Below are 20,602 nucleotides of genomic sequence, written 5' to 3'. Positions count from 1 at the left end.
GGTGGGCATCGGCGACTTCATCAAGGACATCACGCCGGACTCGGTGGAGGACGCGGTCGAGGACGGTGTCGAGTGGCTCGGCGACCGGGTCGAGGGCGCGGGGAACTGGACCGCGGACCGGCTGGACGACGTCGGCTGGGAGTCCGGCGCGGACTGGGTGCGCGAGCAGTCGCGTTCGGTCGCGAACCGGATGGGCGCCGAGGTCGACGAGATGGACCTGGGGCAGACCGAGGACAGGACCAAGCTGGTCCACGGCAGCCCGGAGAAGATCCGTTCCACCGCCGGGAGACTCCGCGCCTTCCAGGAGGCGTTCGACGACGCCGGCGAGGGCCTGAAGGGCCTGGACTCCTCTCAGCTCAAGGGTGAGGCCGCCGAGGCGTTGCGGAAGGCGGTGAGCACCCAGCCGCCGAAGTGGTTCACCGGCGCCGACGCCTGCGGGAAGGCGGCCGCCGCGCTGGAGTCGTTCGCCTCCACCGTGAGCTGGGCGCAGGGGCAGGCGCAGACGGCGATCGACAAGTGGAAGGAGGGCGTGAAGGCGTCCGAGGACGCCGCCGACGCCCACCGCAAGAAGGTCGACGCCTACAACAAGGCCGTCGACCGCTACAACGCCCAGCCCGCCGACCGGCGTGACCCGTCCACGCTCCCGCCCTGTCCGGCGCCGACGTTCGACGACCCGGGCGAGAAGCTGATGCGGGAGGCGCAGGAGATCCTCGCCGAGGCCCGCAAGCAGCGGAACACCGCCGCGGAGACCGCCCGCAGCGCGGTCCGCGCGGCGCGGGACCTGGCTCCGGAGAAGCCGTCGTACGCGCAGCAGGTGGGCGACGGTCTGCAGGAGCTGCAGATCATGGGCGACCACGTCGGCGGCGGCATCATCAAGGGCACGGCGGGGCTGCTCAACTTCGTGCGGGGGATCAACCCGCTGGACCCGTACAACCTCACCCACCCGGCCGAGTACGCCACGAACCTCAACAGCCTGGCCTCCGGCCTGCTGCTGGCCGCCAACGATCCGGTCGGCACGGGCAAGCAGATGGTCAGTGACTTCATGAAGGACCCCTACGAGGGGTTCGGCCGGCTCCTCCCCGACCTGGCGCTGACCGCGGCCACCGGCGGAGGCGGCGCCGCGGTCAAGGGCGTGCGCATCGCCGCGGACGCCGCCGACGCCGCACGCGTCCGCAACCTGGTCGACAACGCCCCCGACGGCACCCACAACCGCCCCGACGGCCACCGCACCACCGACGGCACCGACCCCGTCGACCTCGCCTCCGGCCGCATGTTCCTGCCCCAGACGGACGTGGAGATCCCCGGCATCCTGCCGCTGGTCTTCACCCGCCGCACCGAGTCCGGCTGCACGGCGGGCCGCTTCCTGGGGCCGTCCTGGACCTCCACCGTCGACGAGCGCCTGGTGATCGACCCGGTCGGCGTCGTCCACGTCACCGCCGACGGCCTGCTGATCACCTATTCGCACCCCGCCCCCGGCGCCCCCACCCGTCCCGAGTCCGGCACCGCCCGCGCCCCGCTGGCCCGTGACGGGAACGGCGACTACACGGTCACCGACCCCGACACCGGTCTGGTCCGCCACTTCGCCGCCCCGCCCGGCGGCGAACCCGGCGGCGACGGAACCGCCTGGCTGATGTCCGTCACCGAGCGCAACGGCCATACCGTCACCGTCGACCGCACCGACGACGGCCTGCCGACGGCCCTGACCCACTCGGCCGGCCACCGGGTGAGGCTGACCACCACCGAGGGCCGGATCACCGCCCTCTCCCTGGCCGGCGCGGGCGAGGACGGCGCCGACCTGCCGCTGATGGCTTACGGCTACCAGGACGGCGACCTCACCACCGTCACCAAGCCCTCCGGCGCCACCACCACCTTCCTCTACGACGACCGCCGCCGCGTCACCGCCTGGATCGACTCCAACGGCAGCCGCTACGACTACGCCTACGACGACCGCGACCGCGTCGTCGCGGAGGGCGGCGAGGCCGGCCACGTCCAGATCACCCTCACCTACACCGAACCCGACCCCGAGACCGGCCACCGCACCACCACCCTCACCACCGCCGACGGGCGCACCACCCGCCACCGGATCGACCACCGCTGCCGGGTGATCGCCACCACCGACCCGCTCGGCCACACCACCCGCTACAGCTACGACACCCACGGCAACCTGCTCACCCGCACCGACCCGCTGGGCCGCACCACCGGCTTCACCCACGACGGGAACGACCGGCTGGTCTCCGTGGTCCGTCCGGACGGCAGCCGACTCGACATGAAGCCCGGACCGTTCGGGAGGTACACGGAACTCCGCGGGCCGGACGGCGGCCGCTGGCTCCAGGACTTCGACGAGCGCGGCAATCGAGTCGCGGTGACCGACCCGGCCGGCCACACCACCCGGTACGCCTACGACGCCCGGGGACGCCTGACGTCGATCACCGATGCGCTCGGGGCCGTCACCACGGTCCACTGCGACGCCATGGGCCTGCCCCTGCAGGTCGTCGACCCGGCCGGCGGGACCACCGTTTTCCGGCGCGACTCCCTCGGAAACGCGATACGCGTCACCGACCCCACGGGTGGCGTCACTTGTCTCGAGTGGAACAGGGACGGCCATCTGGTTCGCCGGGCGGCTCCGAACGGCGCCACCGAGTCGTGGACCTACGACGGCGAGGGCAACCGGCTCACCCACACCGACCCGATCGGCGGGGTTTCCCGTTTCGAGTACACCCACTTCGACCTGCTCACAGCTCGCACCCATCCGGACGGAGCCCGGTACGCATTCGAGTACGACGCCGATCTGCGGCTCGTCCGGGTCACCGACCCGCGGGGCGCACGCTGGAGCTACGAGTACGACGCGGCCGGTCGCATGGTGTCGGAGACCGACTTCGACGGTCGAACCCTCACCTACCGTTTCGACTCCGCCGGACAACTCACCTCCCGGACCGACTCGCTCGGCAGGACCATCTCCTTCGAGCGGGACCAACTCGGCCAGGTGATCCGGAAGGACGCCGACGGGCAGGTGACCACCTACGGCTACGACCGGGCCGGGCGCCTTCTACGGGCGTCGGGCCCGGACAGCGAACTCCTCTATGCGTACGACCGCCTAGGACGGGTCAAGTCCGAACTCGTCGACGGCCGGGCCACGAGTTACGCGTACGATGCCGCGGGCCGTCGCACTCGCCGCATCACCCCCACCGGCCATGTGACCACCTATGCGTACGACGCCGGTGGCCGTCCCGAGCGCCTGACCACCGGGGGGCGTCCGGTCGTCTTCACCCACGATGTCGCGGGCCGTGAAACGGCCCGTGTCTTCGGGGAGTCCGCCGACGCCCTCACCATCACCACGGCCTGGGACGAGGCCGGGCGACTGTCCGCCGAGCACCTGACCGCCGGCGGCCGTACGCTCAACAGCCGAACCTACTCCTACCGTGCGGACGGTCACCTCGGCTCTGTCGACGACCTGTTGTCGGGCCCCCGCACCTTCGACCTGGACGCAGTCGGCCGAGTCACCGCCGTCCACGCGCAGGGCTGGACCGAGCGGTACGCCTACGACGCGAGCGGCAACCAGACCGAGGCGTCCTGGCCCGCTTCCCACCCCGGCAACGAAGCCACCGGCCCGCGGACCTACACCGGCACAGCGATCACCCGTGCCGGAGCCGTCCGCTTCGAGCACGACGCCCTCGGCCGCATCACCCTGCGGCAGAAGACCCGCCTGTCCCGCAAGCCCGACACCTGGCGCTACTCGTGGGACGCCGAGAACCGCCTCACCTCGGTGATCACTCCGGACGGAACCCGCTGGCGCTACCGCTACGACCCCTTGGGCCGCCGCATCGCCAAGGAGCGCCTGGCCGACGACGGCGAAGGCGTGACGGAGGAGATCCGGTTCACCTGGGACGGCATGACCCTCTGCGAACAGACCCTTCACCAGAGGGACCTCCCGAACCCAGTCGCCCTCACCTGGGACCACCGGTCCGGTGTTCCCCTCTCACAGACCGAGCGCATCCTCACAGCGGACGCTCGTCAGGACGAGGTGGACCGGCGTTTCTTCGCCATCGCCACCGACCTCGTCGGGACCCCCACCGAGTTGATCGGTCAGGACGGCGACATCGCCTGGCGCACCCGCGCCACGCTCTGGGGCACCACCTCCTGGACCAGCTCCAGCACGGCCTACACCCCGCTCCGCTTCCCCGGCCAGTACTACGACCCGGAAACCGGCCTCCACTACAACCTGTTCCGCCACTACGACCCTGAGACCGCCCGCTATCTCACCCCCGATCCCCTCGGGCTCACTCCCGCACCCAATCCCGTCGCCTACGTCCACAACCCTCACACCTCGTCCGACCCTCTCGGACTCAGCCCTTATCCGCGCGGCGAAAAAGGCAACCCGTTCGAAAACCGTGCGGATGCGGAAAAAGCCGCATTCGAGCTCGCCGGCGTCCGTTACGGCGAAGAGCCCATCGCCGAGTGGGTCGTCACCGGGGACAAGAGCCTGAAGCACGCGCCGGGTTACATCTATTCGCCCGAACGAACACACTGGGGGAATTTTCGGCAGTTCGAGACGGACAGCGGCTCACGCGTGATTGTCGAGCACACCCATGATCCGGCAGGCCCGCACTTCCATGCCGGAAAGCCGAAGATCGATGACACCCGGAACTTCGTCAACTTCGGCTGGGACAACGCCAGGGTGCAGCGACCGGACGGCAGTCTGGGCTATCCGGAGTCCATGGAGAGATATGGCAAGATGAACAAACCGGGCGGTGACCACCACCTCTTCTACGAAGGCAACTGAACACCGTGCAAACCGATGAAAGGGCAGGGATCATGAAGGACCGAAAGACGCCGGATTGGCTGGACGTCCTCGAGCGCTGCGGCCTCGAGGTGGTAGGAAAGGCGGAACAGGACGGCCCGCCCGTGAATTCCGCCCTCTATGCGGTCAACGGATTCGAGGTCGAGCCGGCCGCGACGATCCCCTCCTCCGCCCCCCACGCCGCCGACGAACTGGACGAGGCGTGGCACCGCTGTGCTTCGCAGGTTCCGCTGTACGCGGAGAACGGCGAATTCCTCATCCTTCCGCCCGTACCGGGCGGGAGCAAGGTCGGCTGGGTGCGCGTGAAGGATCCGGTCGGAAAGGAGCTTCCGTCCCGCATCACCGGGGTGACGGATTCACCTGAATTCGTAGCCGTTTCGGTCGATGGTCGACACCTGTGCGCCGCATCGGTCGAAGAAGACGACTACTGGGTGGTATTGCATGAATTCTGAGCCCATTCCCTCTTCCGGCAGGGTGAGGACACCGCCCTGCCTCAGGGGCCGGCTCCCGGACAGGCCAGGCCGTCACGGCGTGGGGACGTCCTGATGCGAGGACGGCATCCTCCGCGTCCGACCCGCACACCTTCCGCGGCCCCTTCGGCCTGGCGCCGTACTCGAGCGGCAACGGTCCGACGGCACCCGTCAACTGTCCACCTACTGACTCACCCCCGTAGTGACCCGCCCTCGATCTCGGTACCGCGCCAGTCGCCCAGGCGGCGTCGGGATCGACCACCAGGGTCCGAACCTTGCCCTCTCCGCGACCGCCTCGGCTCTTCGAGCCTTAGAAAAATCCGTCAGGAGAAGTGAGAGATGCCCGATCCGACCCCCGCGGCCAGAAGCCTCAGCCAGGCGATCGACGGCGCCGACAGCCGGTAGGTCAAGGAAGCGACCCGGGAGTTCGTCGAGAAGCTCACCTTCGCGACGGCCGACGAAATCCTCGCCATGCTCCGGGACGTCCTCGCCGAGGACTGGACGGCTCTGCCCCCCTGGGCCCGGAACCTCGCCTACCGCCTGGCCTGCCTGCAACGCCCCGACGACCCGCAGCTGCTCCGGGAGGCGGCCGCGGACCTGCTGTCCTTCGGACCCGACTGGGACGCGTTCGCCCAGGAACTCAAGAGGCGTGCGGCGGAACTGGAGTGAAGTCTGGTTTCCTCGGAAGAGGTTTTCACTTCCATCGAGGAAGTGGCCCGAACATCAGTATGCACGGCAGCCTGGACCACTGGCCGTCGTGCAGCGGGAAGTGAACGCACGGACAGATGTACCGGGAATTCCTCACCCCTGACGACGAAGAGGTGTACCAGCCCGTCGGCGAGTGTCCGGATTCGAATGAAGAAGGAGTGCGGACCTTCGCCTTTCGAGACAATTTCGAACAATCATTGAATTTCTCTTATGCCGCACTGACGAGATCAGTGAGGGTTCGCTGGGCGAACCATCGGGGAGTCGACATGCTGGACATCTACCGGGAGGGCGCCACACGCCTTTCCTTCGCCCCTGGAAAGTTGGCCGGGAAAATTTTCGTCGACTTTGAAATGGGTGAGTGCACAGGGATCTTGGAAATCCATTTCACCCCACAACTGAAGGTGCAGGATCGCCTCCTGTTCCACTAGGGCGGAAATAATTTTTCGCAAGGATCACGAGCATCGGACGAATCGGTCTGCTGCAGTCCGGGGAACTGTTCAGATGTACATCGCCATGGAGACCGGAAGATGAGCAATGCCACTTGGTGGACGCAGGACGAGGCAGGAGTGCGCGTCATCCCGACCGGCTCCGCACTTTCCGTTGCGCGCGCCCTGCCCCCCACCGGGCTGATCTACTCGGCCCGGATGCGAGGACAGGAAATGCACGACTCCGACGGAGTGTTCACCCAGTTCTACGAGACACTGCGCCTGCCGGATCACTTCGGCTGGAACTGGAACGCACTGCGGGACTGCCTGACCGATCTCCACTGGCACAGCGCCAAGCATTTCCTCGTCACCATCGATGATGCCCACGCCACACTCTCCGGCAATTCCGAAGAACGTGAAATTCTTTTTCGCACCCTGAACGACACTGCGAATTTTTGGGCAAGAAAACCCGAGCTTCCAGGTCAGGAGAAGGTCACCTTCCAGGCCGTACTGCTGTGCCCGCCCGAAATCCAGGGGGAGATGCTCCGCGAAGTGCGGGCGCAGTGAATGCCTCTCATCCTGCGGTTCAGGGGTGATGGCAACGGCGCGCGGGCGTTCCGGCCGTTTACGGAAGGCCCGACCGCAGTCGCCTCCCGGACGGAGCACACCGTGAAACTCTTCTTCGGCGACGGATGGAACGCGACGGTGACGGATGATCCGCTGCTCGTGCACACCCGCTTCACGGGCAACTCCGTGGACGTCGCGCCCTACGCCAGCGTGAAGGAACGCGAGCGTTTCATCGCGGGCACCTTCGGCAGCCAGGACTGGTTGTGGGACATCCCTGACGTACTCCGGTTCGACCCGGACAGCCGGAAGCTGGTCGGGGCCGAGTTCCAGATGCCGTACGTGTCCGCCGACGCCGAAGTGCTCCCTCGTGTTCCCGCCGTGCCCGCGGCACGTCCGGGCGGGCTCCGTGCGGACGAGGTCCGGGACTTCCGGCAGGAGATGTGCACAGTGCTGTGCCGTGCTCCCGGCGATGCCGTACTGACCTGTCTGCGCGACCTCAAGGTCCTCGACGAACCGCTGGAGGCCCGCATCGGCATCGCTCCGGACGTGGCGCTCCTGGTCCAGCACGGCACCGTCGTCGGCTGGAGCCTCACCGATCCCGCGCGCCATCTGACGACCGTCTATGCCGCTCCCGACCCTGCCCCGCCGTCCCCGGCCACCCGCAGGCTGCTCAGCTCCTGCCTGGACCTGATCACCGATCCGCTGCTCGAAGAGGTGCAGGACCGCGAGCCCGCCGCCCTGGCCCGGCTCCGGGAGGTCCATCAGGCCCTGCGCTCCCAGCGCGAGGACCGGCACCGCGTCGATGCCCTGCTCACGCTCATCGGCAACCTGGTGGAGGACTACGGGGGCCGGTGACGGTCGGCCGGGAAGCCGGGCCGCACCTGGTCACTCCGATCCGTCTCGTGGAGATCGGCCCGGTGGCCGCCTACTCCGACGGCACGCCCCGCGAACACCTCCTCCGTCTGTCCACCCTGCCGGGCCTCGTACAAGCGGCGCCACGGCGGGGGGCAGGCAGCAGCGGATCCGGCCTCGCTGCGCGGAGCCGCCCATCCACGTGGACTCGGCCTTCGTCGCGCCACCGCGTCGGGACATCGCGGCCTGGCGCACCTCGTCGGTCCTGCTGCACGCAGGCGTCCGCTTCCCCATGGACTGCAGCTGCAGGATCGGTTACCGACCGCGCACCCTGCGTGAGGTGCGCGAGCGCATGGCCTGCGCCCGACGCGCCGGCGAGCCCTTCGCCAGGGCACTCGTCCGTGCCGAGGTGCCGTGACGCAGTCGCCGGTCCGACTTTGACGACGCCGGGCGCTCAGCCCTTCACGGCGGTCAGAGGCCCGCCCGCGTCAGCAGCACCGGCAGCGCCTCCGGTTTCACCGTCTGCACCGACCGCACCTGTCCGAGTCCCAGTTCGTCCCGGCCCACGGGGTCGCGGTGCAGTGCCTTCGTCGCCTCGGGGAGCAGGGTCACCGCGACCAGGTAGGGGATGTCGGGGGCGTCCGGGTCGTTCCGGGGCTCCTCGTCGACCTCGGCCACCGCGGCGACCGCCGACTCCGGGTGGGTGAAGAAGAACCAGAGGCGGTCGCCCCGCCTCATGCGGTTGCGGCGCCCGAGCCAGAGGTCGAGTTCGGGCTCCTCCTCCGCCAGCCGGCGTATCGCCTCCTTGTCGGACGGCTCCCCGTCCAGCGTGTCCCTGTTCGGATTGAGGATGTAGAACCAGTCCGCCACGACTCCCCCTCCGCCGGCGCACGCGACCACCATCGGATCCGCACGCACACCACGCACCGCTCACACAGCGATCGTCACGCCACATGGTGCCAAGTAGCTCCGGTATCCGCAGCCACCCGTTCCCGACAACCTGTGCTTTCGCGTCCGGTATGATGCCCCCCTTCATGCGCCCTGTTCGAGCGGGTGGGCTCCTTCCCTTCTTCTCTTCCGCGCTCCTCTTCCGCGGTTTCCGGTCGGCCGTTGTCCGGTGCCGACGCGCCGGAAGATTCCTCAATCGGCGCGACACACCAGAACCCCGGCGGGACCGAAGCCGACGAGGGCGAGTCCAGCGAGTACAGCAGCCTCGAGGACGACCGCGAGAGGACGACCGCGAACCGTCCGGCACCGCGCCGGTGGAGGTCGCCCACGCCGAGCGCACGCCGCCGGCCGACCGACCCGGCGCACCGCCGGCCCGGCTCGTCGGCCGTACCGGCGGTGTCCGCTAGAGGACGAGTGACCTCACGGAGCCCGCAGGGCGCCGAGCAACATCGGCAGGGAGGCGTGCAGTTCGCGTTCCCAGTACGGCCAGGCGTGGGTGCCCGGTCCGTAGAAGTGGGTGGTGACGTGCTTGGCGCCCACGCGCTTCAACTCGGCGGCGAGGGCGTGGTTCTGCCGGTTGAAGTCGGCCTCGAGCGCACTGGCGCGGCCCGGCGGGTCCAGGGGGCCGGTGGTGCCGTCGCCGCACGACAGGTACACGGGGGTCGACTTGAGCCGCCGAGCCAGGTGAAAGGGGTCGTGGGCCTGCCAGACGCGGCGCTGCGCGACCGGGTCGCCCCAGACCCGCAGCGGGTCGTCGCCCTGACCGGCGAAGAAGCCCATGAGGCGGTCGATCGACTCGTCGTTCAGCAGCGGGTGGGCGGAACCGGAGTACGCGGCGGCCGCCTTGAACATGCCGGGGTGCCGGGCGGCGTAGAGCAGGGCGCCCTGGCCTCCCATCGACAGGCCCGCCACGACGCGGTCGCGGCCGGCGCCCCAGTCGCGTTCCAGGAGCCGGCGCAGTTCCACGGTGTGGAAGGTCTCCCAGGCGGGGTCGCCGCCCCGGCCGTGGTTCCACCAGTCGCTGTACCAGCCGTTCCAGCCGGCCTCGGGCATGACGACGAGGACGTCGCGCAGGCTGTCGGTCTCCGCCACGTCGGTCATGGCGGTCCACGAGGTGTAGTCCCCGCAGCAGCCGTGCAGGAGCCAGAGGGTCGGCCAGTGCCGGCGGTGGTCACCGGGGTTCCAGCCGTCGGGGGTGAGGAGGCGGACCTGGACCGTCCGGCCGCCCAGGGCGGTCGAGCGGACCGACAGGTCGACCTGCCGGTCCGCGACCCGGGTGACCGCGACGACCTCGGCACCGCGCGGCTTCGGGGAACGGGAGGCACCGGTTCCCTCCCCGGCGGTGGTGGTCAGGGAGGGTATTGCGGGTGGGGTGGCGGCGAGCGCCGGTGCGGTCGGCGCGAGGGTGAGGAGGACGACGGCGAGGACGAGCGGGACACGGGATCGGAGGCGGGTCAGGACGGTGGTCACGGTCGTGGGCACGGACACGGCAGCTCCCTGGGGTGCGGTGTGTCGTTGCTCGGACGGTGCTGAACGGTTCGGCCGGGCCGGGCCGGCGCGTCAGTTCCTGCGGGGCAGGATCAACAGGGCGTCTCCGACGGGGCGTTCACCGGCGGCGTCGGACGGGGTGTTGAGGACGGCGCCGTCGGCCACCAGCGTGGTCGAGCCGCCGCCGTCGAGGTTGACCGCGTCCCGGAGTCCGAGGGCCCTGGCCACACCGGCGCTCTCGGCGATGCTGAGTCCCAGGGCGTTGGTGCTGCGTCCGTCGGCGGTGACGAGCACGGTGCGGCCGGCCGCGTCCACCCCGGCCAGGGTGCGCGGGTTGCGCTTGTGCACCCAGCCGTAATAGAAGCTCGGGTCGTCCGGGCGCACCATGCCGTCGGTGGCGGGGGTGACGTGGAGGCGTCCGTCGCGGACCAGTTCGGGGCCGGCGTTCAGGATGTCGGTCCTGGGGGAGGTCGGGACGCGGCGTCCCTGTCCGTCCAGCAGGGTCGTCCTGACCTTCAGGGGGTCGCCGACGCGTGCGAGGGCGGTCAGTTCGGCGACGCGCCGACCGGTCGCCTGGAGCGAACTGCCGCCGGGCGGAAGGGTTCCGCCGCGTGGTGAGCGCAACTCGACGACGCGGTCGTGGGCGTCCAGCACGGCTTCGACTCCCTCGCCCTGGGGTGTGCGTCGGCCGTAGTCGGGGGTGAAGGCGACGAGTTCGTCGGCGTTGGTGCAGGTCACGTCGTGCAGCGGTGACGAGGTCGGGAAGTCGCCCGCGTTGCCGCCGCAGTTCCTGATCAGTCCGGGTACGCGGTTGACTCCGCTCAGGTGGGCAGTGGTGCCCCGTCCGGTGACCCGGCCCCGCCAGGTGAACCGGGTGATCTCCGTCCGCCGGCCGTCGTCGTGGACCACCAGGCCGGGGCGTCCGCTCACCGGTTCGCTCAGCAGGCGTCCGTCGTACACGCCCACGCCGGCCGGGTCCCCCGGGGCGCCCGCTCGGGGGTCGAGGACGAAGAAGCCGGCGTTGACCGCCGCGGTCGCGCCCGCGGCGTCGGCCAGTTCGCTGGTGGTCTCGCGGTTCTCCAGGTCCGGGCCGTACGACGCCTCCAGGCTCCCGCGGAACCGGCGCGGGTCGATGGTGAGCACGTCGACGCGCCATGGTCCCCTGTCCGTGGTGTCGCCGTCCCAGCCGGTGTAGACGGCGGATCCCGTGTACCCGGCCGTCCTCAGCCGTGTGCGTTCGGAGGTCGCGGCGGCCTGCGAGTCGAACGATCCGACGCGGACTCGCCAGCCGAGCGTGCCTCCGGCGTAGTCCGCCGTCTTCGGTGTCGTCACCTCCTCGACCCGGGCCCGGAAACCGTCCTGCTCCAGCTCGGCGGCCAGTTCGTCCGCGCTCGCCCGGTCCTTCAGCGCGGTCGGCGGTGCGTCGGGGTCCGGGGAGGTGTCACCGCCGGGGATGGAGACCTCGACGGTCCAGCGGAGGGCCCGGTCCTCGCCGCCGCGCACGATGCGGGTGAGCGTGACGCCCGGCTGCAGGGTCGTCGTGGTCCGCGTCTCGGTCAGGCCGGGAGGGCCCAGGGGCAGGGCGTGCCGGTCCGACTGCGGGCCCGGGGACGCCTGCGCCGGCAGCACGCCGAACATGACGAGGACACCGAGGACACCGAGGACGGCGCCCGCACCGCGCACTCTCTTCTTCACTCTGCACCGCCTGGGGATGAGTATGAAGATGTGACAGAAGGTTCGTCGGAACGGCCCTTCCCCGGGAGGGCCGCAACGATGCGCGATGCCGTTCACCACTCAGTCGGAGAGTGCGAAGAATTCGGTGAGTCCGAAGAGTTGGACGAGCTCGAAGAGTTGGGTGAGTCCGAAGAAATCGGAGGAACCGGAGAGTCCCGTCGCGCCGGATCATTCGCTCGCCCGACCCGCCCCCTCCGGTCAGACGACGTCGACCGGGATCGCGGCCGCCCGGGCCGCGAGAGCCGTGTCGGCCGCGCCACCGCCCCTGCCGCTCGGGGGCTCGCCGTTCCGCACGGCGACGAGCCGATCGGCCCGGCGCAGCAGTTCCGCGTGGGCGGCCTCGTAGGCATCGCGGTCCGCGGTGTCGTACGGGAGGACGAGCACCTTGTCGGCCGACGCGAGAAGCCGGTCGAAGAGGGGGCGTGGCTCTCGTCGACGACGTCGGCCCGGTAGATCCCCGAGGGGATGACGGCGACGGCGCGGCCCTCGGCCCTCAGGACGGCCTGGGCGAACACCGAGTCCGCGCCCGGGGCGGGGCAGGGGACACCGACCGGGTCCCGCCCCGGCCCGGGGCGAGGAGCCGGTCCGGGGCGGCACGGACGAGTCACTCGCCGGCCCGGGACCCGGCCGGTTTCCCCTCGCCCGGGCGCATCCCCGCCTTCCCGGGCTCCCGGTCCCGCACCCCTTCCTCCTGTGCCGGCGGCGTTGTCAGTGGTCACCGATAGCTTCGATCTCGTTCCGCCGAGGTGGCGTGAACGTCCCCTTTCGCATGCATGGGAGATGGTGCGTTGTCGCTCTGGGAGAGGTCGAGCACGGTGCGGGTGGTGCCGTCCGCGCGGCCGCGGAAGCTCGCCAAGGTGCCGTTCGTGGAGCTGGCCGACGGACGGTTGCAGGGCGTGGTGTCCAGCGGTTCGGACATCGGGCGCGTGTACGTGTCGTCGGTGGAGGCGGGGACGTACGCGTTCGCGTGCAGCACCAACAACAACCGTCCCTGCGGCGGGGCGCGCGGGTGGTTCTGCAACCACATACGCGCCCTCGTCGGTGAGGCCGTGCTGCAGTACGGCGCCGAGCGCGTGGCCCGGTACCTGAAGGTCGAGGTCGCCGAGGAGCCCGACGCGGACGCCGTCACCGACGCCATGACCGCCACCCGCCCGGCACAGGGCGACCGCTCGGCCGCGGCGCAGGTGTTCAGCCGGTTCCTGCGGCACCTGGCGTATCTCGAACTGGAGCCGACCACCGTTCCGTTGCCCGAGATGCAGTGGTTCCCGACGACGAGGGCGGTGGCCTGATGCGTGCCGATCTGCTGACCGAAGCCGTCGACGGACTCGCCGAGGCCCTCGCGGCGGTCGACGGCTTCGACGAGGCCCTCGTCGGCGGGCTGCTCCGTCCCCGGCCCGGCCAGGCCGACGGGCCGGCCGGCCTCGCCGACGCCGTCGCCGGGTCGCCGCTGGCCTCGCGGGTCGCCGAGGCGGCCGAGAAGGCGGCCGTCGGGGCCGCCGGCGAGGACCACTTCGTCGCGCTCGCCGCCGCCCGCACCGCCCTGCTCGGTTCCGTGCACGACGCGCTGACCGCCCGGATCGAGGAGGCCGTCGACCGGCCCCGGGCCGAGGAGAGCGGCGCCGCACCGGGCGGTGGTGAGGAGCACGCGGCGAACCTGCGTACCGCCGCCCGCAGTTGGCTGTGCGACCTCGCGCGGGCCGGCTGGCAGGGCATCGACCACGAACTCGTCGGCGGGGCCGCGCCCGTCGTCTCCGCGATGCTGCCCGACCCGGCGCTGCGCCGCCCGGCCACGCTGCTCGACGGCTTCGCCGCCGAACTCGCCGCCTCCTGCCCCGGGGCGACCCTGGAGCGGGTTCCGGTGCGCCGGTGGGCCGACCTGTGGTCGCGGGCGCTGCTGCTGACGCTGCCCGGTGCGTCCGCCGCCCCCGCCGTCACCGAGGTGAGCGGCCGGCTGCTGCCGCTCGGTGTCGACGTCCAGGAGCACGCCACCGCCGTCCAGGCCCAGGTGCACGCGGTGTTCGAGCCCGCGGACGGCGGTGCGTCCCGGCTCGTACGGGCCTCGGTGTCCGCGCCGAAGCCCGACACGGTCGTCGGGGCGGGGCTGTGGCAGCTGCTCCGGCCGCACATGTCGCTGCTGGGTGCCGTGGGCGAGGGCCGTGCCGTGGAGCTCGACGCCATGCCGCTGACCGCCGAGGGCGACCTGCTGTGGGACGACGCCCGTGCCCGGACGGGTGAGCCCGCCGAGGTCTTCACCACCGCCCGGGTGGCGCTGCCGACGGCGGCCGCCTTCCCGACGGCGCCCCTGGACCGGCACCCGGCCCGGATCGCGGTGCCCGTCCTGCTCGAGGGGTACGCGGTGGAGAAGGAGGACGACGGCACGGTCGCCTTCGAGGTCGCCGGGCGGCGTCTGGCCGTCGACACCGACCGCGTACCGGCCGCCGGTCCGCTCACCCCGGAGGCCGTCGCCTCGTCCGGGGCGTGCGTGGCGCTGCTGCGCTGGGACGCCGGGGAGTTCCTGCTCCAGCCGCTCACCGTGGAGCGGACGGTGCGGAAGAAGGCCGTGGCCGTGCACGCCGGGGCCTGGGCCGGGGGCACGACCGACAAGGCCGGCGTGCGGGCCGAGAAGGCGGCCACCGACGCCGTCAAGGTGCTGCGCGAGCGGGCGGGAAGGCTGCTGCGGAAATGACCGAGCGGACCGCGGGGCGGATCCCCGCACCCGATCCGGACGACAACCGGCGGCAGGTCCTCTACTGGCGCCTGCTGGCCCGCCTCTTCGACCCCGAGGAGCAGGCCACCCTGGAGTCGGCGAGTCTCGCCGTGGTCGAGGACATCGGCCTGCCGGCCGCGCTGCTCGACCCGGGGGCGTCCGTCGACTCCGTCGTGCAGCGGCACCCGGAGCTGGCCGCCGAGTTCGACGGGCTGATGGCGCCCGAGCCGGAGGAGGACGGCACGCGCGACCGGGCCGCCGAGGTGCGGCGCGCGGCGCTCGCGTCGAAGGTGCTGCTGAACGTCTTCGCCTCCCACTCCGGCACCGTCACCGCCGAGCAGCTGGCCCGCTGGCAGTCCGACGCGGGCTGGCTGGAGCGGGCGCTGGGCTGCCGGCCCGGTGAACTGCGCGGCGGTCGGGGCGGTATGAACCGGGCGGGTGCCGGCGGGGGCGTCAGCCCGACCGGGACCGGTGTCGGCGGGCCCACGCCCGACCTCGGCCGCCTGATCCCCGAGATCGGTCCGGAGCTCGGCTCGATCGAGGCCGGCCTGGTCAAGCGCATGCACCTGCGCGAGGTGCTGGCCGATCCGCAGCTGGCGGCCCGGCTGACGCCGAGCATGTCCCTGATCGAGCAGTTGCTGCGCGACAAGAACAACCTCTCCGGCGTGGCCCTCGCCAACGCCAAGGCGCTGATCCGCCGTTACGTCGACGAGGTCACCGAGGTGCTGCGCACCCAGGTGGAGAAGGCCACGGTCGGCGAACTCGACCGGTCCGTGCCGCCCAAGCGGGTCTTCCGCAACCTCGACCTCGACCGCACCATCTGGAAGAACCTCACCAACTGGGACCCGGAGGAGGAGCGGCTCTACGTCGACCGCCTCTACTACCGGCACACCAGCCGCAAGACGACACCCCAGCGGCTGATCGTGGTGGTGGACCAGTCGGGTTCCATGGTCGACTCGATGGTCAACTGCACCATCCTGGCGTCCATCTTCGCCGGGCTGCCGAAGGTGGACGTCCACCTGATCGCCTACGACACGCAGGCGCTGGACCTCACGCCCTGGGCGCACGACCCGTTCGAGACGCTGCTGCGCACCAAGCTCGGCGGCGGCACCGACGGCACGGTCGCCATGGCGCTCGCCCAGCCGAAGATCGCCGAGCCGCGCAACACGGTCGTGGTGTGGATCTCCGACTTCTACGAATGGCGCACCCACGAGCTGTTCGAGAGCATGGCCGCCATCCACCGCTCGGGGGCGAAGTTCATCCCGGTGGGCTCGGTGACCAGCTCCGGCCGCGGCAGCGTCAACCCGTGGTTCCGGGAGAAGTTCAAGGACCTCGGTACGCCGGTGATCTCCGGCCACATCAAGAAGCTCGTGCACGAGCTCAAGACGTTCCTCACCTGATCGCGTCTTCCCCGATCGCGTCTCACCTGATCACTCCTCCCTCGATCGCTTCTCACCCGATCGTGTCCCACCCGATCGCACACCCCTCGTCCGTCGTGCGGTCCCCGTACGGAAAGGCTTTCCCCATGTCCGACCTGCTGCGTGCCCCCGCCGAGATCAAGTACGCCGAGGAGCTCGACTGGCTGGAGTCGATCGACGACAACCCCAAGCCGTTCTCCTGGCGCCTGTCGCCGAAGATGGTCCGCCTGTTCATCCTCGGCTCCGAGCGCTCCGACGGCCTGGACCGGGAGGTCTCGCAGAAGTGGTTCGGCGACCGCAGCTTCGTGGAGCGCTCGATCGTCACGCTCGCCTCCGACCGCGGTCTGCTGCTCATCGGTGACCCCGGTACGGGCAAGAGCTGGCTGGCCGAGCTGCTGTCCGCGGCGATCTGCCGCAACTCCACACTGGTGGTGCAGGGCACGGCCGGCACCACCGAGGACCACATCAAGTACTCCTGGAACGTGTCCATGGTCATCGCCAAGGGCCAGTCGCGGGAGTCGATGATCCCCTCGCCGATCATGACCGCGATGGAGGCCGGCGCCATCGGCCGCTTCGAGGAGCTGACCCGTTCCACCAGCGACGTCCAGGACGCGTTGATCTCCATCCTCTCCGAGAAGTACATCTCCGTCCCCGAGCTGGAGAGCGGCGGCAGCGACAACATCGTCTTCGCCAAGCCCGGCTTCTCGATCATCGCCACGGCCAACAGCCGCGACCGGGGCGTCAACGACCTGTCCTCCGCGCTCAAGCGCCGCTTCAACTTCGTCCGCATCCCGGTGGTGACGAACAAGAAGAGCGAGGCGGAGATCGTCCGCTTCCGCACCGAGGAGCTGCTGCGCCGGCACTTCATCGACCTGGAGGTGCCGCCGACCCTGCTGGACGTGCTGCTGCAGAGCTTCGCCGACCTGCGGGCGTCCGCCGCGGCGGCCGGCAGCGACGACGAGAAGCTGGAGTCCGCGCTGTCCACGGCCGAGCAGATCGGTGTGCTGGAGGACGCCGTGCTGCACAGCAACTTCTTCGGCGAGCGCACCCTCACCGCCCGCGCCCTCGCCTCCTCGCTCGTCGGTTCCCTCACCCGCCGCGAGCCGGAGGACCTGGCCATCCTCAACAAGTACCTGCACGGCGTCGTCGAGCCGCGCAGCAAGGAGGAGGGCGGCTCCTGGCCCGAGTTCCTCGAGGGCGGCCGCGACGCGATCGCCACCCTGTCGTGAACGGCACGCACGCGATGAACCGAACCGGTGGAACCCCCGACAGCGCGTTCTCCGCGCTGCGCGGGCAACTGCAGGAAGCGGCGGCCACGTTCGCGGGCGGACCCGACGCGCTGGAGAGCATCCTGCTCGGCATGGTCGACGACGTCGACCGCGCGGTGCGCGAACCGCTGGAGGTCTTCCCCGTCTGCCACCACTCCCCCGCCTCGGCGCTCGCCATGGCCCGGCGCCTGCGCGAGAAGCAGCCCAAGGTCGTCTACCTGGAGCTGTGCGAGGACATGGCGCCGCTCCTGACCGAGCTGCGCAACTGCCGACTGCCGGTGGCGGTGCAGGCGTTCGCCGGGGACGTCGACGGCTTCCCCCAGGAGTGGGCGCCGCTGTCGGTCGTCGCGCCGATCACCGAGGCGTCCGCCGAGTACCAGGCCATCGCCTACGCGCTCGACACCCCGGGCGTCGAACTGGTCCTGGTCGACCGGTCCTCGGACCACGTCTTCCAGTGGGACCCCCGGAACGAGCCGACGGCGAAGGACACCGACGACGACCCCGGCACGTCCGCGGACGGGGTGCCCGAGGCGGAGGCCGCGCTGCACGGCGAGGCCGTCGGCGTCGAGATCGGCGACCTGCGGCCGCGCTTCGCCGAACTGGAGGAGCACCTGCTGCGCCACGGCAAGGTGCGGCACTGGTCGGAGTGGTGGCACCAGTACGTCGAGGTGCCGCTCGGCGACGGCGACCACGACACCTACCGCCAGGTCATGTTCCTCATCGGCAGCCTGTTCCGGCGCCTCGTCCCCGGTGACGGCGCCCGGGTCCGGGTGGACGAGGACCGCGAGCGGTACATGTGGACCCGGATGCGCGCGCACCTGGCGGCGACCGGCACCGATCCGGAGGACTGCCTCTACGTCTGCGGCGCGTTCCACGCCGCCAGCCGCGTCGAGGAGTTCGGGGTGCACGGCGCCGACACGTTCGAGATCTCCCCGCGCACCGCCACCACCTGGCAGTACGGGCTGATCCCGTCCAGTCACGCGGCGATCGAGGCGCAGTTCGGCCTCGCTCCGGGCTCGGTGTCGATCGCTTCCACGGAGTGGACGAAGGCGCTCAAGCGCACCCGTGTCCAGCCGTACCGGCTGGCGGGCCAGGCGGGAGCGAAGAAGTCCGCGGCGAAGAAGGCCCGGGGCGCGCAGGCGGCGGTCCCCGCGCAGGAGCCGCCGGCCGCGGACCGGCTGTCCGGCTTCCTGCGCCGGCCGCCCGTCCTCGACGCCCTGGACGAGGCCGAACTGCTCGGCTGGTCGGTGGACATCGTGCGCGCGGCCCGGCGCAACGGCTATCTGGCCTCCACCGCCGACGCCATCGCGGTCTTCGAGACGTCGATCCTGCTCGCCGGGATGCGGGACCGGGCCAAGCCCACGCCGTACGACTTCCAGGACGCGGCGGTCACCTGCATCGAGAAGGACACCGTGCCCGGGCGGCGGGACGTGCGGCGCCTCGTCGAGATCATGATGGGCGGCGACCGGATCGGCCAGGTGGGCTACGAGGCGCTGCCGCCGCTCGCCCGCGACGTGTACGACCGGCTCGCGCCGCTGGAGTTGAAGCTCCAGCAGCGCGGCGTGCAGCGGGCCCTGCTGGACATGGCCTCCCGGCCGGAACTGCGGGCGTGCTCCGACGTCCTGTGGATGCTGCGGCGGCTGCTGCCGCACGGCGCGGCCCGGCCGATCATGGGCGAGCGGCGGCTCGGTGAGCGGTCGATCCAGGAGTCGTGGGACCTGGCGCTCGGCACCCACCAGCGGGCCCTCATCGAGCTGGGCTACGAGGGGGTCAGCCTCGAGCAGGTCCTGGAGCAGCGGCTGCGACAGGAGGCGTACGGGCCGCGGGCGACCGCGGCGACCGTGCTAGCGGCGGTCGAGGACGCGGTCCTGTACCTGGGCAGCCGCCGCCTCGCCGACGAACTCGGCACGCACGCGCTGAAGGTGCTCGCCGCCGAGCGCAGCGTCGACGGCGCGCCGGAGGTGCTGCGGCGGGTGCGCGCGCTGCTGGCGTACTACCGCACCAGCGAGCCGGTGCTGCCGTCGTGGATCGAGTCCTTCGCCAAGACCGGTTACGCCCACTACTGCACCCTGCTGCCGACGGCGTTCCGGGACGAGGACGCGACGGTGGGGCAGGTCGCCGCGATGCTCGGCTTCCTGTTCAGCATGGAGAGCCTCGCCCTGTCGCTGGGGTGCGACCGGACCCAGCTGGAACTCGCGGTCGCCCAGTCGCACCCCGACGACCCGTCGAAGACGGCGCTGCTGTGGGCGGCGCAGGTGCAGCTCGGCACCCTGTCCCGGGCCGAGCTGCGGGCCCGGTGCGAGGCGCTGCTGGACAACCCGCTGGTGGTGCCCGCCTATCCGCGCTACCTCAGCGGTTTCGTGCACGCGCTGGAGCCCGTGCCGGGGCTGGCGGACGTGGTGGTGGAGGCGGTGTCGAACGCCTTCGGGCGGTTGCCGGACGCGGTGCTGCTGCCCTGGCTCCCGCTCCTGATCACCACCTTGCGGTCGGGCGCCGCGGACCTCGCTCCGCTGCTGATCCGCGAGGCCGGACGGATCTTCCCGGGCCGGCTCGAGGCGCTGGACGCGTGGGTGCCGCCGTGGCGGCTCCAGCAGCCGGAGCCGTTCGCGGCCCGCCGGGCGCAGCCCGCCGCCCCAGGCCGCCGGGGCGCCGCGCTGCTCCCGGCCCATCCGGCGACCTGCGACGCGGTGGCGGATCTGCTGGGCTGCACCGAGGGATGGGCCCCGGCCGGCACCGGCGCCGCGGCCCGCCCGGGCGCCGAGCTGCTGGCCACCCATCCGGCGACGTGCGACGCGGTGGCGGAACTGCTGGGCTGCGACGGCGGCTGGGTAGCGGCGGCTGGCGCTCCCCCGCCGGGCGCCACGCTCACCGCGCGTCACCCAGCCACGTCGAAGGCCCTGGAGTCACTGCTCGCGCGCGCATGACGGCGTCGGTCGGGTCCTGGAACCTCGGGACCCGGCCCCGCTTCCTCATCGGCGCTCCGCCGACAAGGAAGGGCGTTGCTGGTTATCCGGACAGTTCCTCGGTCATAGCAGGCCGTCAAGGACTTCGAGCTACCCGACAGTCCGTGCCTGAGGACCGCCCTGCATGTCTCTGTGATGTCGCGGCCCTCTCGAAGCGCGGAAGGGCGCACAGGCGCAGAATGCGAGGTCTGCAGCAGGCATCCGGCTCGTCTCCTTTTACATGCGGACACTCCTCCGTCCCGTGCAGCGGAACATG

General features: G+C 71.1%; 17 protein-coding genes. 12 read left to right on the top strand and 5 right to left on the bottom strand.

Features of this window, described 5'->3' with window-relative positions:
* The first annotated feature begins 1 nt into the window (after position 1).
* Both CP969_RS31685 and CP969_RS31680 read left to right on the top strand, forming a co-directional pair.
* On the top strand, positions 2 to 4,780 hold the full coding sequence (locus CP969_RS31685; protein WP_016823768.1) for a putative T7SS-secreted protein: 4,779 nt from the start codon (positions 2 to 4) through the stop codon (positions 4,778 to 4,780).
* Positions 4,781 to 4,812: 32 nt separating this feature from the next.
* Positions 4,813 to 5,250, top strand: a complete 438-nt coding sequence (locus CP969_RS31680; protein WP_016823769.1) for a PH domain-containing protein — start codon at positions 4,813 to 4,815, stop codon at positions 5,248 to 5,250.
* A gap of 341 nt (positions 5,251 to 5,591) precedes the next feature.
* Here the strand turns inward: CP969_RS31680 and CP969_RS34065 are convergent, their stop codons facing one another.
* Positions 5,592 to 5,741 (bottom strand): hypothetical protein, encoded by a 150-nt coding sequence (locus CP969_RS34065; RefSeq protein ID WP_016823770.1) that lies wholly within the window; start codon positions 5,739 to 5,741, stop codon positions 5,592 to 5,594.
* Between CP969_RS34065 and CP969_RS34060 the strand changes: the two genes are divergently transcribed.
* The 5 genes from CP969_RS34060 to CP969_RS31655 all read left to right on the top strand — a co-directional run bounded on the left by CP969_RS34060 (position 5,740) and on the right by CP969_RS31655 (position 8,238).
* Positions 5,740 to 5,937: a hypothetical protein gene (locus CP969_RS34060; RefSeq protein WP_016823771.1), complete on the top strand. Its 198-nt coding sequence runs from the start codon at positions 5,740 to 5,742 to the stop codon at positions 5,935 to 5,937. The genes CP969_RS34065 and CP969_RS34060 overlap by 2 nt on opposite strands.
* A 116-nt stretch (positions 5,938 to 6,053) precedes the next feature.
* Positions 6,054 to 6,404 (top strand): hypothetical protein, encoded by a 351-nt coding sequence (locus CP969_RS31670; RefSeq protein WP_026084710.1) that lies wholly within the window; start codon positions 6,054 to 6,056, stop codon positions 6,402 to 6,404.
* A gap of 99 nt (positions 6,405 to 6,503) precedes the next feature.
* Positions 6,504 to 6,968 carry a barstar family protein gene (locus tag CP969_RS31665; RefSeq protein ID WP_026084711.1) on the top strand — a complete coding sequence of 155 codons (465 nt, stop codon included), beginning with the start codon at positions 6,504 to 6,506 and terminating at the stop codon, positions 6,966 to 6,968.
* A 102-nt stretch (positions 6,969 to 7,070) separates the two neighbouring features.
* Entirely contained in the window at positions 7,071 to 7,823 is a 753-nt protein-coding gene (locus CP969_RS31660) for a hypothetical protein (RefSeq protein WP_016823774.1), read from the top strand.
* Positions 7,824 to 8,022: 199 nt separating this feature from the next.
* Entirely contained in the window at positions 8,023 to 8,238 is a 216-nt protein-coding gene (locus tag CP969_RS31655; RefSeq protein WP_016823775.1) for a hypothetical protein, read from the top strand.
* A gap of 53 nt (positions 8,239 to 8,291) precedes the next feature.
* Here CP969_RS31655 and CP969_RS31650 read toward each other — a convergent pair whose 3' ends face one another.
* The 4 genes from CP969_RS31650 to CP969_RS34475 all read right to left on the bottom strand — a co-directional run bounded on the left by CP969_RS31650 (position 8,292) and on the right by CP969_RS34475 (position 12,374).
* On the bottom strand, positions 8,292 to 8,690 hold the full coding sequence (locus CP969_RS31650; protein WP_016823776.1) for a hypothetical protein: 399 nt from the start codon (positions 8,688 to 8,690) through the stop codon (positions 8,292 to 8,294).
* 498 nt (positions 8,691 to 9,188) lie between these two features.
* Positions 9,189 to 10,250 carry an alpha/beta hydrolase gene (locus CP969_RS31645; protein ID WP_086018997.1) on the bottom strand — a complete coding sequence of 354 codons (1,062 nt, stop codon included), beginning with the start codon at positions 10,248 to 10,250 and terminating at the stop codon, positions 9,189 to 9,191.
* Positions 10,251 to 10,328: 78 nt separating this feature from the next.
* Positions 10,329 to 11,894 carry a phosphodiester glycosidase family protein gene (locus tag CP969_RS31640; RefSeq protein WP_051044371.1) on the bottom strand — a complete coding sequence of 522 codons (1,566 nt, stop codon included), beginning with the start codon at positions 11,892 to 11,894 and terminating at the stop codon, positions 10,329 to 10,331.
* Between the two features lie 294 nt (positions 11,895 to 12,188).
* A complete protein-coding gene (locus tag CP969_RS34475; RefSeq protein ID WP_016823780.1) occupies positions 12,189 to 12,374 on the bottom strand; it encodes a hypothetical protein in 186 nt (61 codons plus the stop codon).
* 389 nt (positions 12,375 to 12,763) lie between these two features.
* Between CP969_RS34475 and CP969_RS31630 the strand changes: the two genes are divergently transcribed.
* The 5 genes from CP969_RS31630 (at position 12,764) to CP969_RS31610 (ending at position 20,307) form a co-directional block, all read left to right on the top strand.
* Positions 12,764 to 13,279 (top strand): hypothetical protein, encoded by a 516-nt coding sequence (locus CP969_RS31630; protein ID WP_171817441.1) that lies wholly within the window; start codon positions 12,764 to 12,766, stop codon positions 13,277 to 13,279.
* A complete protein-coding gene (locus CP969_RS31625; RefSeq protein WP_039830800.1) occupies positions 13,279 to 14,676 on the top strand; it encodes a hypothetical protein in 1,398 nt (465 codons plus the stop codon). The genes CP969_RS31630 and CP969_RS31625 overlap by 1 nt, the downstream gene beginning before the upstream one ends.
* Positions 14,673 to 16,097 (top strand): vWA domain-containing protein, encoded by a 1,425-nt coding sequence (locus tag CP969_RS31620; RefSeq protein WP_016823783.1) that lies wholly within the window; start codon positions 14,673 to 14,675, stop codon positions 16,095 to 16,097. Before CP969_RS31625 ends, CP969_RS31620 begins: the two co-directional genes overlap by 4 nt.
* 125 nt (positions 16,098 to 16,222) lie before the next feature.
* A complete protein-coding gene (locus tag CP969_RS31615) occupies positions 16,223 to 17,344 on the top strand; it encodes an ATP-binding protein (RefSeq protein ID WP_016823784.1) in 1,122 nt (373 codons plus the stop codon).
* Between the two features lie 14 nt (positions 17,345 to 17,358).
* Positions 17,359 to 20,307, top strand: a complete 2,949-nt coding sequence (locus tag CP969_RS31610) for a DUF5682 family protein (RefSeq protein ID WP_026084715.1) — start codon at positions 17,359 to 17,361, stop codon at positions 20,305 to 20,307.
* Positions 20,308 to 20,602 lie beyond the last annotated feature (295 nt).

It is taken from the genome of Streptomyces viridosporus T7A (assembly GCF_008704515.1).
In the GTDB taxonomy this organism is placed as follows: Bacteria; Actinomycetota; Actinomycetes; order Streptomycetales; family Streptomycetaceae; genus Streptomyces; species Streptomyces viridosporus.
The sequence above is the reverse complement of the archived record's forward strand: the minus strand, read 5'-3'. Positions and strand labels throughout refer to the sequence as shown.

Coding starts and splice junctions, on each gene's coding strand:
- CP969_RS31665 (WP_026084711.1), top strand. CDS start 6,504: ATGAGCAATGCCACTTGGTGGACGCAGGACGAGGCAGGAGTGCGCGTC.
- CP969_RS34065 (WP_016823770.1), bottom strand. CDS start 5,741: ATGGCGAGGATTTCGTCGGCCGTCGCGAAGGTGAGCTTCTCGACGAAC.
- CP969_RS31680 (WP_016823769.1), top strand. CDS start 4,813: ATGAAGGACCGAAAGACGCCGGATTGGCTGGACGTCCTCGAGCGCTGC.
- CP969_RS31610 (WP_026084715.1), top strand. CDS start 17,359: ATGAACCGAACCGGTGGAACCCCCGACAGCGCGTTCTCCGCGCTGCGC.
- CP969_RS31640 (WP_051044371.1), bottom strand. CDS start 11,894: ATGTTCGGCGTGCTGCCGGCGCAGGCGTCCCCGGGCCCGCAGTCGGAC.
- CP969_RS31625 (WP_039830800.1), top strand. CDS start 13,279: ATGCGTGCCGATCTGCTGACCGAAGCCGTCGACGGACTCGCCGAGGCC.
- CP969_RS34060 (WP_016823771.1), top strand. CDS start 5,740: ATGCTCCGGGACGTCCTCGCCGAGGACTGGACGGCTCTGCCCCCCTGG.
- CP969_RS31620 (WP_016823783.1), top strand. CDS start 14,673: ATGACCGAGCGGACCGCGGGGCGGATCCCCGCACCCGATCCGGACGAC.
- CP969_RS31670 (WP_026084710.1), top strand. CDS start 6,054: ATGTACCGGGAATTCCTCACCCCTGACGACGAAGAGGTGTACCAGCCC.
- CP969_RS31615 (WP_016823784.1), top strand. CDS start 16,223: ATGTCCGACCTGCTGCGTGCCCCCGCCGAGATCAAGTACGCCGAGGAG.
- CP969_RS31630 (WP_171817441.1), top strand. CDS start 12,764: ATGGGAGATGGTGCGTTGTCGCTCTGGGAGAGGTCGAGCACGGTGCGG.